Source organism: Pseudomonas sp. Irchel s3f10 (assembly GCF_900187515.1).
Classification (GTDB): domain Bacteria; phylum Pseudomonadota; class Gammaproteobacteria; order Pseudomonadales; family Pseudomonadaceae; genus Aquipseudomonas; species Aquipseudomonas tensinigenes.
Map to the genome: position 1 here is coordinate 242,489 of NZ_FYDZ01000003.1, position 15,305 is coordinate 257,793.

Sequence of the window (15,305 nt, forward strand, 5' to 3'; positions counted from 1 at the left end):
AAGGAGAAACTCTGCGAAACCGGCTAATCCCGAGCAAAGGCCGGGCCAACGACGTTTTCGCACAGCAACCCCTTACAAACCGGAGCAGGTTGCGAGTATATCGGTCGGTAGACTCCACGACGACCATCCGGTTCTCATTTCGACCGTCAATTACGCGCCTCTATGTGCTTTTTCGAACAATTTGCTATGGTGCCGAACCTGCCCAAGCCACCGCCAGCGTTGTTGTGGCGGCAGATCCGACTATAAGAGAAGCCCTTGCCATGACCACAGCGCCTTCGAGCCTCGCGCAGCCCGAGCAACCCGCACGACCGTTGACCCGCAATGACTACAAGACTCTGTCGCTGTCCGCCCTCGGTGGTGCGCTGGAATTCTACGACTTCATCATCTTCGTCTTCTTCGCCACCGTGGTCGGCAAGCTGTTCTTCCCGGCCGACATGCCCGAGTGGCTGCGCCTGATGCAGACCTTCGGCATCTTCGCCGCCGGCTACCTCGCGCGGCCGCTGGGCGGCATCGTCATGGCGCACTTCGGCGACCTGCTGGGGCGCAAGAAGATGTTCACCTTGAGCATTTTCATGATGGCCGTGCCGACCCTGATCATGGGTCTGCTGCCAACGTATGCACAGATCGGCATGTGGGCGCCGATCCTGCTTTTGCTGATGCGGGTGATTCAAGGCGCGGCGATTGGCGGTGAAGTACCGGGGGCATGGGTCTTCGTTTCCGAACACGTGCCGCAAAAGCACATGGGTTACGCCTGCGGCACCCTTACCAGCGGGCTGACCGCCGGCATTCTGCTCGGCTCACTGGTCGCCACGGCGATCAACAGCATTTATACGCCAGCAGAGGTTTCCGATTACGCCTGGCGGATTCCATTCCTGCTGGGCGGCGTGTTCGGCCTGTTCTCGGTGTATCTGCGCCGCTGGCTGCACGAGACCCCAGTGTTCGCCGAGCTGCAACTGCGCAAAGCCTTGGCTGAAGAAGTGCCGCTGCGTGCTGTGCTGCGTGACCATCGCGGCGCGATCGCGATCTCGATGCTGCTGACCTGGCTGCTTTCCGCTGGCATCGTCGTGGTCATCCTGATGACGCCGACCGTGCTGCAAACGGTCTATCACTTTTCGCCTACCGAGTCGCTGCAGTCAAACAGTCTGGCGATCGTGTTCCTGAGCATCGGCTGCATCATTTCCGGCGCACTGGCGGATCGCTTTGGTGCCGGGCGCGTGTTTGTGTTCGGTTGCCTGGGCCTGCTGATCAGCTCGTGGACCTTCTATCACAGCCTCGCCGATCACCCGAACTGGCTGTTCCCGCTGTACGCGTTGACCGGTTTTCTGGTCGGCACCATTGGTGCGGTGCCATATGTAATGGTTAAAGCGTTTCCGCCGGTGGTGCGCTTCAGCGGTTTGTCGTTCTCGTACAACGTGGCTTACGCGATCTTTGGCGGGTTGACGCCGATGGTGGTGAGTCTGCTGCTGAAAGAAAGCGCGATGGGGCCGGCCTACTATGTGGCGGTGCTGTGTGCGATGGGGATTCTGGTGGGGGCGTGGCTCTGGAAGAAGGGGCGTTGATCCGGAATTTCCTCTAGCAGTACCGGCCCTTTCGCGAGCAGGCTCGCTCCCACATTGGAATGCATTTCAACTGTGGGAGCGAGCCTGCTCGCGAATGGGGGGCAAACTCGAATCATCTTGTAAAACCCGAATGCTGGCCTTTCATCCAATTGTCATATTTCAGCCATAGAGTGTTCACACGGCCTGCTGATACTTGGCCCCGACTTAACACACCCTATCTGCTAGGAGTAAGGCATGAAACTGAAGCGTTTGATGGCGGCAATGACTTTTGTCGCTGCTGGCGTTGCGACTGCCAACGCGGTTGCCGCTGTTGACCCTGCTATCCCGAGCTACACCAAGACCACTGGTGTGTCGGGCAACCTGTCCAGCGTCGGCTCCGATACCCTGGCCAACCTCATGACCCTCTGGGCTGAGAACTACAAAAAAGAATACCCGAACGTAAACATCCAGATTCAGGCCGCTGGCTCCGCCACTGCGCCACCTGCGCTGACTGAAGGCACCTCCAACCTGGGCCCGATGAGCCGCAAGATGAAGGACACCGAACTGGCGGCCTTCGAGCAGAAGTACGGTTACAAGCCAACCGCTATCCCGGTTGCCGTGGACGCCCTGGCCGTATTCGTACACAAGGACAACCCGATCCAGCACCTGACCATGGAACAGGTTGATGCGATCTTCTCGTCGACCCGTCTGTGCGGCGCCAAAGCCGACGTGAAAACCTGGGGCGAACTGGGTGTGACCGGCGACCTGGCCAACAAGCCAGTTCAGCTGTTCGGTCGTAACTCGGTATCCGGCACCTACGGCTACTTCAAAGAAGAAGCCCTGTGCAAAGGCGACTACAAACCAAACGTTAACGAACAACCTGGTTCGGCGTCGGTGGTGCAGTCGATCAGCTCCTCGTTGAACGGCATCGGTTACTCGGGCATCGGTTACAAGACTGCCAGCGTGAAAACCGTGCCATTGGCCAAGAAAGGCAGCACTGACTTCATCGAAGACACCGAAGAAAACGCCCTGAACGGCAAATACCCGCTGTCGCGTTTCCTCTACGTTTACGTCAACAAAGCCCCGAACAAGCCTCTGGCTCCGCTGGAAGCCGAGTTCGTGAAACTGGTGCTGTCGAAGCAGGGCCAGGAAGTGGTAGTGAAAGACGGTTACATCCCACTGCCAGCCAAGGTTGCTGCAAAAGCACTGGCTGACCTGGGTCTGCAAGAAGGCGGCGCTGTCGCAAAGAAGTAACAAATTGAGTCCAGGGTGAACCCCACCGGACTCAGGTAAAAGGCCGGATCTGCACGCAGGCCGGCCTTTTCCACACCTCAAATTTTTGATCCTCTGCCAGTCCCGCTGGCGGTGGATTTGCTGCGTCACTGCATTGTCATCTTTCTGTCATACAGGATCGCTAGGGTGAGCGCATGAATGATCTGGCCAATTCCCACATGACTACTAATCCTCCCAAGCGCATTGATTTCAATACGCCTGAGCTGCAACGCAAGCGCCGCATTCGCGCGCTCAAGGATCGCTTCACCCGCTGGTACGTCCTCGTTGGCGGTCTCGCGGTGCTGGCAGCCATCACCCTGATCTTCTTCTTCCTCGCCTACGTGGTTGCGCCGCTGTTCCAGGGTGCCGACCTGACCGCGAAAGACTCGATCACCCCAGCCTGGATGCAGGACGCCGGCAAGCCGCTGATGATTTCGCTCGAAGAGCAGAATCAGGTGGCCATGCGCGTTTCCGACAAGGGCCAGGCATTGTTCTTTGATATCGACAGTGGCGCTGAACTGAAGCGCGTCGATCTGCCGGTGCCTGCCGGTGCCACCGTGACCTCGATTGGTGAAGACCAGCCGGGCCATCCGCTGGTGGCCGTGGGTCTGTCCAATGGGCAGGCGCTGGTGTTCCGTCACACCTATAAAGTCAGCTACCCCGATGGCAAGAAAACCATCAGCCCGGCCATCGAGTATCCGTATGGCGAGACGCCGATCGCCCTGAACGAAGCCGGCGGTGCGCTGGAGCATGTCAGCCTGAACGCCACCGACACGACGCTGATGCTGGTTGGTTCGACCGGTTCGCAACTCAACGTGCTGTCGCTGACCAGCGAAGAAAACATGATGACCGGCGAAGTCACCAACGAGCAGAAGCGTATCGATCTGCCGCAGATGACTGAGCCGGTGAAAAACATCTTCGTCGACCCGCGCCAGCAGTGGCTGTACGTGGTCAACGGTCGCGCTCAGGCCGATGTGTTTAGCCTGCGCGACAAGAGCCTCAACGGTCGCTACAAACTGCTGGAAAACGCTGACGCTGAAGTCACCGCGACCACGCAACTGGTCGGTGGTATCTCGCTGATCGTCGGCGACTCCAAGGGTGGTCTGGCCCAATGGTTCATGGCCCGCGACACCGACGGCGAACTGCGTCTGAAGCAGATCCGCACCTTCCAGATGGGCACCACGCCAATCGTTGAAATCAGCGCTGAAGAGCGTCGCAAAGGCTTCCTCGCCCTGGATGCCAGCGGCAAGCTCGGCGTGTTCCACAGCACCGCGCACCGCACGCTGCTGGTTGATCAGGTGGTCGAAGGCCAAGGCCTGTTCGGGCTGTCGCCACGTGCCAACCGCGTGATCGTCGAAGCCGGCGGCAAGCTGCAACCGTTGCTGCTCGATAACCCGCACCCGGAAGTCTCGTGGAGCGCGCTGTGGAGCAAGGTCTGGTACGAGAACTACGACGAGCCTAAATACGTCTGGCAATCGACCGCCGCCAACACCGATTTCGAACCAAAACTGAGCCTCTCGCCACTGACCTTCGGCACCCTGAAAGCCGCGTTCTACGCGATGTTGCTCGCTGCTCCACTGGCCGTCGCTGCGGCAATCTATACCGCCTACTTCATGGCCCCGGGCATGCGCCGCAAGGTCAAACCGGTGATCGAGCTGATGGAAGCGATGCCGACGGTGATCCTCGGTTTCTTCGCTGGCCTGTTCCTCGCACCGTATGTTGAAGGGCATCTGCCGGGCATCTTCAGCCTGCTGATGTTGCTGCCGATCGGCATTCTGGTCGCCGGTTTCACCTTCAGCCGCCTGCCTGAATCGATCCGCCTGAAAGTCCCGGATGGCTGGGAAAGTGCGCTGCTGATTCCTGTGATTCTGTTTGTGGGCTGGCTGTCGCTGTACATGAGCCCGTTCATGGAGAACTGGTTCTTCGGCGGCGACATGCGCATGTGGATTTCCCACGACCTGGGCATCACCTACGACCAGCGCAACGCTCTGGTGGTCGGTCTGGCCATGGGTTTTGCAGTGATCCCGAACATCTACTCGATCGCTGAAGACGCCGTGTTCAGCGTGCCGCGTGGCCTGACCCTCGGCTCGCTAGCCCTCGGTGCCACGCCGTGGCAGACCATGACTCGCGTGGTGATCCTGACTGCCAGCCCGGGGATCTTCTCGGCGCTGATGATCGGCATGGGTCGTGCGGTCGGCGAAACCATGATCGTGCTGATGGCCACCGGCAACACCCCGGTCATGGAAATGAACCTGTTCGAAGGCCTGCGCACCCTGGCCGCCAACGTCGCGGTGGAAATGCCCGAGTCGGAAGTCGGCGGCAGCCACTACCGCGTGCTGTTCCTCTCGGCGCTGGTGCTGCTGTTGTTCACCTTCGTCATGAACACCCTGGCAGAACTGATTCGTCAGCGTCTGCGCAAGAAATACTCGTCGCTTTAAGCAAAGGTAGAAGTCTGTGAAACAGAACTCCCTGAAAGGATGGTTCAAGAGCGGCGCCCCGGGCGTCTGGATCAGCGGTGGCGCGGTGTCCATCGCGGTCATCATGACCATTGGCCTGCTGGCCGTGATTGCCGTACGCGGTCTGGGTCACTTCTGGCCGGCGGATCTGGTCCACGCCAATTACGACGTACCGGGTCAGGCCAATCACTTGGTCATCGGCGAAGTGGTACAGAAAGAAGAAGTGCCTCGCGCCCGTCTGAAGAGCGCCGGTTTGCCGGTGCCCGATGCAGGCCCGGAATTCATGACCCGCGAGCTGATCAAGGTCGGCAACCGTGACCTGAACGGCAACGACTTCACCTGGATCGTCGGCGAGTGGCTGACCAACCAGACCACGCCGCCAGAACTGATGGCGATCGAGCGTCGCGAGTGGGGCAATTTCTACGGCTACCTGGTCAACGTCAAACAGGATGGCAAAGTCATCGCCGAGGGCGAGGCCGCGTGGCCTGAGTTGCAGGCGCGGATCAACCGTGTGAACGGTCTGGCGGCACAACTGAAGTCGCTGGAAAAGACTGACATCGGTGCAATCAACGCAGGTCTGGAGCGCATCCGTCTGCACGGTCGCAAACTGGAACTGGAAGGCAAGCTCGACGCCACCGCGCAAGCGGACATGGAATCCGAGCGTGCCGAGCTGAATGCGCGTTATCAGGACATCGAAGCGCGCCTGGCCGATCTGCATGCGCAGTTCAACCGCGATGCCCTGACCGCTCGCGATGCCAACGGCAAAGAGATTGAAATCGGTCTGGGCAAAGTGGTTCACGCCTACCAGCCGAACGCGATGAGCACCTTCACCAAGGTCGGCTTCTACTTCAGCAAGATCTGGGAATTCCTTTCGGACGACCCGCGTGAAGCGAACACCGAAGGCGGGATTTTCCCGGCGATCTTCGGCACCGTGATGATGACCCTGATCATGGCGATGATCGTCACCCCGTTCGGCGTGCTGGCGGCGGTGTACCTGCGTGAATACGCCAAGCAGAACACCCTGACACGGATCATCCGTATCGCGGTGAACAACCTCGCTGGCGTTCCGGCGATCGTTTACGGCGTGTTCGGTCTGGGCTTCTTCGTTTACGTGCTGGGTGGTTCGGTCGACCGCTTGTTCTTCCCCGAAGCTTTGCCGGCACCGACCTTCGGTACACCGGGTCTGCTCTGGGCCTCGCTGACGCTGGCGCTGCTGGCGGTGCCGGTGGTGATTGTGGCGACCGAGGAAGGTCTGGCGCGTATTCCACGTACTGTGCGTGAAGGCTCGTTGGCCCTCGGTGCGACCAAGGCTGAAACCTTGTGGAAGATCGTGATCCCGATGGCCAGCCCGGCAATGATGACCGGCATGATCCTCGCCGTGGCCCGTGCCGCCGGTGAAGTGGCGCCGCTGATGCTGGTGGGTGTGGTGAAACTGGCGCCGTCGCTGCCGGTGGACGGCAACTACCCGTACCTGCACCTGGACCAGAAGATCATGCACCTGGGCTTCCACATCTATGACGTCGGCTTCCAGAGCCCGAACGTCGAAGCGGCCCGCCCGCTGGTGTACGCCACGGCGCTGCTGCTGGTGCTGGTGATCGCGACCTTGAACCTGTCGGCGGTGTATATCCGCAACCACCTGCGTGAAAAATACAAAGCACTGGATAGCTAAAGCCATTAGCCACAAGCGGCAAGCTACAAGCCGCTTTTGCTCAAACTTGCAGCTTGCAGCTAGAAGCTCGCAGCTACGAACGGAGTGAGAACCATGCAGCACGAAACACATAGCCACGGCATCAACATGTCTGCCCTGGGCCGCGACAAGCAGAGCCTCAGTCTCGAGCAGGAAACCGTGGCCATCGAAGTACCGGGCCTGAGCCTGTACTACGGCGAGAAACAAGCACTGTTCGACGTCAGCATGAACATCCCGAAGCAGCGCGTGACCGCGTTCATCGGCCCGTCCGGCTGCGGTAAATCGACGCTGCTGCGTACCTTCAACCGCATGAACGACCTGGTTGACGGCTGCCGCGTAGAAGGCGCGATCAACCTGTACGGCAACAACATCTATCGCAAGGGCGAAGACGTCGCCGAGTTGCGTCGTCGCGTCGGCATGGTGTTCCAGAAGCCCAACCCGTTCCCGAAAACCATTTACGAAAACGTGGTTTACGGCCTGCGCATCCAGGGCATCAACAAGAAACGCGTCCTCGATGAAGCGGTCGAGTGGGCGTTGAAAGGCGCGGCACTGTGGGACGAAGTCAAAGACCGTCTGCATGAATCGGCACTCGGTCTGTCCGGTGGTCAGCAACAGCGTCTGGTCATCGCCCGGACCATCGCGGTCGAGCCGGAAGTGCTGCTGCTCGACGAACCGTGCTCGGCCCTCGACCCGATCTCGACGCTGAAAGTCGAAGAGCTGATCTACGAGCTGAAATCCAAGTTCACCATCGTCATCGTCACGCACAACATGCAACAAGCCGCGCGGGTGTCCGACTACACGGCGTTCATGTACATGGGCAAACTGGTCGAATTCGGCGACACCGATACCCTGTTCACCAATCCGGCGAAGAAGCAGACCGAAGATTACATCACCGGTCGATACGGTTGACCGTACAGCCGCGAGCTTCAAGCTGCGAGCGGCAAGTCAAAGCGGTTCAGCGTAACGACAAATTTCAGCTTGCAGCTCGTAGCTTGCAGCTCTTGGTTAAAGCTTTTGCGGAGCGAACACAATGATTTCTAAGGAAGGCCTTACCCATCACATCTCTGCGCAGTTCAACGCTGAGCTTGAGGAAGTGCGCAGCCACCTCCTGGCCATGGGCGGGCTGGTCGAGAAGCAGGTCAACGACGCGGTGACCGCGCTGATCGAGGCCGATTCCGGTCTGGCTCAGCAGGTGCGCGAGATCGACGACCAGATCAACCAGATGGAACGCAACATCGACGAAGAATGCCTGCGCATTCTTGCCCGTCGTCAGCCGGCGGCTTCCGACCTGCGTTTGATCATCAGTATTTCCAAATCGGTGATCGACCTGGAGCGCATCGGTGACGAAGCGACCAAGATCGCCCGTCGCGCGATTCAGTTGTGTGAAGAAGGCGAAGCGCCGCGCGGTTATGTCGAGGTTCGCCACATTGGCGACCAAGTGCGCAACATGGTTCGCGATGCGCTGGACGCCTTCGCCCGTTTCGACGCCGATCTGGCGTTGTCGGTGGCGCAGTACGACAAGATCATCGACCGCGAATACAAGACCGCGCTGCGCGAGCTGGCGACCTACATGATGGAAGACCCGCGCTCTATCTCGCGGGTCTTGAGCATCATCTGGGTGCTGCGTTCGCTGGAACGCATCGGCGACCACGCGCGCAATATCTCCGAATTGGTCATTTACCTGGTGCGCGGCACCGACGTGCGCCACATGGGCCTCAAGCGCATGAAAGAAGAAGTTGAAGGCACAAGCGGCGAAACCGCTAATGTTCCGGGCGATGCTGACGATAAGTAAGATTGCCTGAGAAAAGCGCCCGGCCCTTTGGCCGGGCGTTTTTGTTTGTGCTTTTCATGGGCAGATTCGATTAAAAAGCAGCACCCGCGAACGAAAAGTCCCGGCGTGACTGAAGAGTTTTGGCAATGTGCCATCAGCCAGCGTTATGCTTGCCGGGATTTTAATAGGGGTGTTGGATGAGCAAGATCAGTGTGTTGGTCGTGGACGATGCTTCGTTCATTCGTGACCTGGTGAAAAAGTGCCTGCGTAATTACTTCCCGGGGATCCGCACCGAGGACGCCGTCAACGGTAAAAAGGCGCAGGCCATGCTGGCCAGAGAAGCCTTCGACCTGGTGCTGTGCGACTGGGAAATGCCGGAAATGTCCGGTCTTGAACTGCTGACCTGGTGCCGCGAGCAAGACAACCTCAAGACCATGCCGTTCGTCATGGTCACCAGCCGTGGTGACAAGGAAAACGTCGTGCAGGCGATTCAGGCCGGCGTTTCCGGCTACGTCAGCAAGCCGTTCACCAACGAGCAACTGCTGACCAAGGTCAAGCAGGCGCTGAACAAAGTCGGCAAGCTCGACACCCTGATGAACAGCGCGCCGACCAAAATGAACTCGGCGTTCGGCAACGATTCCCTGAGCGCCTTGACCGGTGGCAAGCCTGCCGTGGTCGGCGGTGCTCCGGCAGCAGCGGCGGTCAACCCGTTTGCCAAACCGGTTGCTGCCGCGCCAGCGCCCGCTGCTGCGCCATCCCGTGGCCTGCTCAACAGCCCACCGGTCAAGGCACCAGCCGCCGCGTCGGCTCCGGCCAGTGGGCGCGGTCAGGGCCAATTGCGCCTGCCAAGCGGTACTCAGCAATGCGTGATCAAGGCCCTGAGCATCAAGGAAGCGTTGCTGGTGGTGAAACGCACCGACACCCTGCCGCAGATCCTCGACAGCGCCGTGCTCGATCTGGAGCAGGGCGACAACGCTGAGATTGCCCGCCTCAACGGCTACCTGCACGCGGTTGTCGCGTTTGAGCCGAAACCGGACAGCGACTGGCTGCAACTGACCTTCCGTTTCGTCGACCAGGACGCGCAGAAACTCGACTACATCTCCCGCCTGATCGCCCGCGGCACGGCGCAGAAGCACTTCGTTCCGGGCGCGTGATCTTCGTCGCCTGACAGTCCGCCTTCGCGAGCAGGCTCGCTCCCACCCTGGAATGCATTCCAAATGTGGGAGCGAGCCTGCTCGCGAAGGGGCCATCACTTGCACCACCAATCTCCCAGACTGGCCAATTTGAAACATCTGTCGACTAGCCTGGTCTGCTTCACCTGCTAGGCTCATTTCCAGGCCTTCCTTTCGACAGACTCTTGCCCATGCTCGCGCGCCTGCTGTTTTTCTATGGTCTCTTCATGGCCTCCTCCTCGGCTGTGGCCATGACCATTTACAAATCCACCGATGCCAACGGCGTGGTCTCGTACAGCGACCGCCCGAGCAAAGGCGCGCAGGTGTTCGTCTTTCAGGATCGGATGGTCGAACGCCTCGAGCGCCAGGTCTACCTCGATATCAAGAAGCAGAAGGGCACCGACGTAGTGTTCGTACGCAACGATCTGTATGCGCCGGTTGAGGTGGCACTGGCGTTTACCGGGTTGAGCAATGTGCGTGGTGCACCGGCGCAAACCATCCGCCGGGTGCTGCCGGCACGCAGCAATACGCGGCTGGCGTTGCTGACGGCGGTGTCCGGCAAGCAGCCGCTGGTGTATACCCCGCAATTTCATTATTCCCTCGGCGACCCTGGCGGAACCGCTCAGGGCTATCGCTATCCGCTGCCATGGCGCGGCGGACCGTTCCGCCTGAGCCAGGGCGCCAACGGCCAATACAGCCACTACGGGCCGAAGAACAAGTACGCGATGGACATCGCCATGCCGGTCGGCACGCCGATCATTGCCGCGCGTGCGGGGGTGGTGGTTAAAACCGAAAACGCACAGAGCGGGCGCGGTAATGATGCGTCCGGTAATTTCGTGCGGGTGCTGCACGACGACGGCACGATGGGCGTGTACCTGCACCTCAAACAAGGTTCGGTGAGCGTGCGCGAGGGGCAAAGGGTGACGGTGGGCAGTCCGTTGGCGCTGTCAGGCAACACCGGCAACAGCAGCGGTCCGCACCTGCACTTTGTGGTGCAGCGCAATACCGGAGACGGGTTGGTGTCGATTCCGTATCAGTTCAATCAGCCGCTGGGGGCGTTGCCCAACTTTGCGTTGGGCAAGCAATGATGTGCTGCACCTGCGGGCCCCTTCGCGAGCAGGCTCGCTCCCACCCTGGAACGCATTTCAACTGTGGGAGCGAGCCTGCTCGCGAAGGGCGCGGCGCGGTGCCGGATCAGCCCATCAATCCAGCATCAACACCTTGGCCAGCACAATCTTCGGCCCTTTCATCTTCTTGATGATGATCCGCAGGCCTTCGACTTCCAGCACTTCTTCCTCTTCCGGCACCCGTTTCAGGGTTTCATAGACCAGCCCGGCGAGGGTTTCCGCTTCGATGTGATCAAGGTCGATGCCCAACAGACGTTCCACCTTGAACAGCGGCGTGTCGCCACGCACCAGCAACTTGCCCGGCTGATAGGCGAGAATCCCGCGCTCAGCCTTGCGGTGTTCGTCCTGAATATCGCCAACCAGCACTTCCAGCACGTCTTCCATGGTCAGGTAGCCGATGATGTTGCCGTCAGCCTCCTCGACCACGGCGAAGTGCGAGCCGCCCTTGCGGAACTGCTCCAGCAACTGCGACAGCGGCATGTGCCGTGACACGCGCTCCAGCGGGCGGGTCAGCTCAGCCAGGTTGAACGACTCGGGAATGTGGTCCAGCGCCGCCAGTTCCAGCAGCAGATCCTTGATGTGCAGCAGGCCGACGAACTCCTGGCGTTCGCTGTCGTACACCGGATAACGGCTGAACTTGTGGCGACGGAACATCGCCAGGATTTCTTTCAGCGGTGCGTTGAATTCCAGCGTGATCAGGTCTTCGCGGGAGTTGGCCCAGTCGACCACTTCCAGCTCGCCCATTTCCACCGCCGATGCCAATACACGCATGCCCTGATCGCTCGGATCCTGGCCACGGCTGGAGTGCAGGATCAGTTTCAGTTCTTCGCGGCTGTAATGGTGTTCGTGGTGCGGGCCGGGTTCGCCCTGACCGGCGATACGCAGAATCGCGTTGGCGCTGGCGTTGAGCAGGTAGATCGCCGGGTACATCGCCCAATAGAACAGGTACAGCGGCACCGCCGTCCACAGCGACAGCAGCTCGGGTTTACGGATCGCCCAGGATTTCGGGGCCAGTTCGCCGACCACGATGTGCAGGTACGAAATGATGAAGAATGCGGTGAAGAACGACACACCTTTGACGATCTCCGGCGACTGCACGCCGACCGCGCTCAGCAGCGGTTCGAGGATGTGTGCGAACGCCGGCTCACCGACCCAGCCGAGGCCAAGCGAGGCGAGGGTGATACCCAGCTGACACGCCGAGAGGTACGCATCGAGCTGACTGTGCACGGTGCGCAGGATATGCCCGCGCCAGCCGTTCTGTTCAGCGATGGCCTCGACCCGGGTCGAGCGCAGTTTGACCATGGCGAATTCCGCCGCAACGAAAAAGCCGTTGAGCAAAACCAGGATCAGAGCGAAAAGGATCATGCCGAAGTCGGCGAAAATTGTAGCGAGGGACAAGCCAGGGGAAGGGTCCATGATGGAGTTTTGCGGGTTCCGTGTGATTCAAGAGAGGTAAAAGTCGCGCCTGAAAGGCAGGCACAAGTCAGCCAATGTAGCGGCTGACCTGGCGATTGCCTAGTGCGACATTACTCAGCGGCGCTGATCGCCCGCGCCTGGGCCACTTGTGCCGGGGCGAAATGGCAGGTGAACGTGCTGCCGTGACCGGGCACGCTGCTGATCTCCATGCGTGCGCGGTGGCGCAGCAACACGTGCTTGACGATGGCCAGGCCCAGGCCTGTGCCGCCAGTGTTGGAGTTGCGGCTGGAGTCGACGCGGTAGAAGCGTTCGGTCAGGCGCGGCAGGTGTTTGCTGTCGATGCCGATCCCGGAATCCTGCACGCTCAGGTGCGCGCCCTGATCGTCACCCCACCAGCGAATGCGGATGTTGCCCTCGGCCGGGGTGTACTTCACCGCGTTGAACACCAGATTGGAAAACGCGCTGCGCAACTCCGCTTCGCTGCCCTTGAGCAACAGGCTGGCATCGGCTTCGAGGCTGATGCGCTGGTTCTTCGCGCCGGACAATTGCTGCGCATCGCTCTTGATCGATTGCAGCAGGGTGTCGACCTGCACCGGCTGGTTGTCCGACGGGTAATCGGTGGCTTCGAGTTTCGCCAGCAACAACAAATCGTTGAGCAGCGTCTGCATGCGTCCGCCCTGTTGCTGCATCTGCTGCAGAGCGCGGCTCCAGCGCGGATTCACTTCTTCGACGTTGTCGAGCAGGGTCTCCAGATAGCCGCAGATCACCGTCAGCGGCGTGCGCAACTCGTGGGAGACGTTGGCGATGAAGTCTTTGCGCATCTGTTCCAGCTGATGAATACGCGTGACGTCGCGCACCAGCATCAAGTGTTCATTGTTGCCATAGCGGGTCAGGTACAGCTGAATGCGCACGCGATCATTGGTCGGCGAGGGGATTTCCAGCGGCTCGGCGTAACTGTCCTGCTCGAAATATTCCTTGAAGCGCGGATGGCGCACCAGGTTGGTCACCGGTTGGCCACTGTCTTGCGGGGTCTTGAGACCGAGCAGGGTTTCGGCGGCGCGGTTCCACCATTCCAGGTTGCCGTCGCTGTCGAGCATGATCACCGCGTCTTTCAGCGCAGCGGTGGATTCTTGCACCCGGTCGATCACCGCTTGCAGGCGCCCGCGTACGCGTTGGTCGCGGCGTTGCAGGTGGTAGATGCTGTCGAACACCTCGCCCCACAGGCCATAGCCATCGGGCGGTGCTTCATCGGGTTGGTGCTGGCGCAGCCATTCGTGCAGCCGCAGCAATTGCTTGAGCGTCCAGCCCAGATAAATCCCCAGACCCGCCGCGAGGCTCCAGCCGTAATAGCCGGTGATCAGGCCGATCACCAGGCAGGCGGTGACCAGCAACAGCATGTGGCGAATCAGGGTGCCATGCCAGTTTTGATTCACGGGGGCGTCCTTAGCCGCAGCTTCAAGTTTCAAGCTGCAAGCTACAAGTCAGAGCGGCTCGCTGTTACTTGCCGCTTGTAGCTAGAAGCTTGCAGCTGTTTTTTTATGCTTTGGTGGAAAACCGGTAGCCGGTGCCGCGCACGGTTTGTACCAGATTTTCGTAGGCGTCGCCGAGGGCCTTGCGCAGGCGGCGGATGTGCACGTCGACGGTACGCTCTTCAACGTAGACGTTGCCGCCCCAGACCTGATCCAGCAACTGGCCACGGGTATAGGCGCGTTCCTGGTGGGTCATGAAGAATTGCAGCAGACGGTATTCGGTCGGGCCCATCTCGGCCGGTTTGCCGTCGATGGTCACGCGGTGGCTGATCGGGTCGAGCAGCAGGCCGCCAACTTCGATCGGCGCTTCGCCGTCGGTCGGACCGGCGCGGCGCAGCACGGCTTTGAGACGGGCGACCAGTTCGCGCGGGGAAAACGGTTTGGTGATGTAGTCGTCGGCGCCGACTTCAAGACCCTGGATCTTGTTGTCCTCTTCGCCCTTGGCGGTGAGCATGATGATCGGGATGTCCCCGGTCAGCTCGTCACGCTTGAGGCGGCGGGCCAGCTCGATGCCGGAGGTGCCGGGCAGCATCCAGTCGAGCAGAATCAGGTCCGGCTTGCGGTCGACGATGATGGCGTGGGCCTGCTGCGAGTTCTCTGCCTCGAGGCAGTCATAGCCGGCCATTTCCAACGCAACGGCGATCATTTCGCGAATGGGCGCTTCGTCGTCGACGATCAGAATGCTCCTGCCAACCATGCCTTAATCCTCTTGTCATTTAACTGTCTTGCGCCGCATTAGATAACGGAATTATTGCAGTCGTGTGACAGTATTTTAGTCCGGCGGCGATTGTGCAAATCCTGAACTAAGCTCTAAGTCCGAATCCTGACAACCACAAAAGAAGGTTTCCATGACTCAAATGACTGTTTCTTTCAAAGCCCTGCTGATGGCTGCGGCCCTGACTCTGCCTGGATTTGCGCTGGCTGCGGATCCTGCGATGGAGAAGGACGGCATGTACACCGACCACAAGGGCATGACCCTGTATACCTTCGCCAAGGACTCGGGCGGCAAGTCGATGTGCAACGACAAATGCGCAACCAACTGGCCGCCGTTGATGGCGACCGCGGGTGACAAGTCGATGGGTGACTGGACCGTGATCACTCGCGATGATGGCAGCAAGCAGTGGGCTTACCAGGGCATGCCGCTGTACACCTTCGTGATGGACAAGAAAGCCGGCGACATGACCGGTGACGGCAAAATGGACGGCGCGTGGAAAGTCGCCAAAGCCAAATAAACGCGGTCCCCTGTAGGAGTGAGCCTGCTCGCGATAGCGGTGTGTCAGTCGGCATTTTCGTTAACTGACACACCGCTATCGCGAGCAGGCTCACTCCTACATTGA

12 protein-coding genes are annotated in these 15,305 nt (G+C 60.0%); 9 read left to right on the forward strand and 3 right to left on the reverse strand.

Annotation, left to right across the window (positions count from 1 at the left end):
* Positions 1 to 260: 260 nt before the first annotated feature.
* The 8 genes from CKW17_RS10230 (at position 261) to CKW17_RS10265 (ending at position 10,984) form a co-directional block, all read left to right on the forward strand.
* Positions 261 to 1,559, forward strand: a complete 1,299-nt coding sequence (locus CKW17_RS10230) for an MFS transporter (protein WP_095119761.1) — start codon at positions 261 to 263, stop codon at positions 1,557 to 1,559.
* 234 nt (positions 1,560 to 1,793) lie between these two features.
* A complete protein-coding gene (locus CKW17_RS10235) occupies positions 1,794 to 2,792 on the forward strand; it encodes a phosphate ABC transporter substrate-binding protein PstS (protein ID WP_007920246.1) in 999 nt (332 codons plus the stop codon).
* A 422-nt stretch (positions 2,793 to 3,214) separates the two neighbouring features.
* Positions 3,215 to 5,248: an ABC transporter permease subunit gene (locus CKW17_RS10240; RefSeq protein ID WP_176470059.1), complete on the forward strand. Its 2,034-nt coding sequence runs from the start codon at positions 3,215 to 3,217 to the stop codon at positions 5,246 to 5,248.
* Positions 5,249 to 5,264: 16 nt separating this feature from the next.
* Complete coding sequence (gene pstA, locus CKW17_RS10245) at positions 5,265 to 6,935, forward strand: phosphate ABC transporter permease PstA (protein WP_077575089.1); 1,671 nt, start codon at positions 5,265 to 5,267, stop codon at positions 6,933 to 6,935.
* Positions 6,936 to 7,028: 93 nt separating this feature from the next.
* Positions 7,029 to 7,862: a phosphate ABC transporter ATP-binding protein PstB gene (pstB, locus tag CKW17_RS10250; protein ID WP_095119763.1), complete on the forward strand. Its 834-nt coding sequence runs from the start codon at positions 7,029 to 7,031 to the stop codon at positions 7,860 to 7,862.
* A 121-nt stretch (positions 7,863 to 7,983) separates the two neighbouring features.
* The gene (phoU, locus tag CKW17_RS10255; RefSeq protein WP_007954334.1) at positions 7,984 to 8,745 is read left to right on the forward strand and encodes a phosphate signaling complex protein PhoU; all 762 of its coding nucleotides are present in this window, start codon (positions 7,984 to 7,986) and stop codon (positions 8,743 to 8,745) included.
* Between the two features lie 176 nt (positions 8,746 to 8,921).
* Positions 8,922 to 9,878: a response regulator gene (locus CKW17_RS10260; RefSeq protein WP_095119764.1), complete on the forward strand. Its 957-nt coding sequence runs from the start codon at positions 8,922 to 8,924 to the stop codon at positions 9,876 to 9,878.
* Positions 9,879 to 10,087: 209 nt separating this feature from the next.
* Positions 10,088 to 10,984 carry a M23 family metallopeptidase gene (locus tag CKW17_RS10265; RefSeq protein WP_095119765.1) on the forward strand — a complete coding sequence of 299 codons (897 nt, stop codon included), beginning with the start codon at positions 10,088 to 10,090 and terminating at the stop codon, positions 10,982 to 10,984.
* 114 nt (positions 10,985 to 11,098) lie between these two features.
* Here the strand turns inward: CKW17_RS10265 and CKW17_RS10270 are convergent, their stop codons facing one another.
* From CKW17_RS10270 to phoB, 3 genes are all read right to left on the reverse strand, one after another.
* The gene (locus CKW17_RS10270) at positions 11,099 to 12,439 is read right to left on the reverse strand and encodes a hemolysin family protein (protein ID WP_095119766.1); all 1,341 of its coding nucleotides are present in this window, start codon (positions 12,437 to 12,439) and stop codon (positions 11,099 to 11,101) included.
* Positions 12,440 to 12,549: 110 nt separating this feature from the next.
* Positions 12,550 to 13,836 (reverse strand): phosphate regulon sensor histidine kinase PhoR, encoded by a 1,287-nt coding sequence (phoR, locus tag CKW17_RS10275; protein ID WP_238786360.1) that lies wholly within the window; start codon positions 13,834 to 13,836, stop codon positions 12,550 to 12,552.
* Positions 13,837 to 13,975: 139 nt separating this feature from the next.
* Positions 13,976 to 14,665 carry a phosphate regulon transcriptional regulator PhoB gene (gene phoB, locus CKW17_RS10280; protein ID WP_007896474.1) on the reverse strand — a complete coding sequence of 230 codons (690 nt, stop codon included), beginning with the start codon at positions 14,663 to 14,665 and terminating at the stop codon, positions 13,976 to 13,978.
* A gap of 151 nt (positions 14,666 to 14,816) precedes the next feature.
* On the opposite strand from phoB, the gene CKW17_RS10285 reads away from it, so the two are divergent.
* Positions 14,817 to 15,200, forward strand: a complete 384-nt coding sequence (locus tag CKW17_RS10285) for a hypothetical protein (RefSeq protein WP_095119768.1) — start codon at positions 14,817 to 14,819, stop codon at positions 15,198 to 15,200.
* Positions 15,201 to 15,305 lie beyond the last annotated feature (105 nt).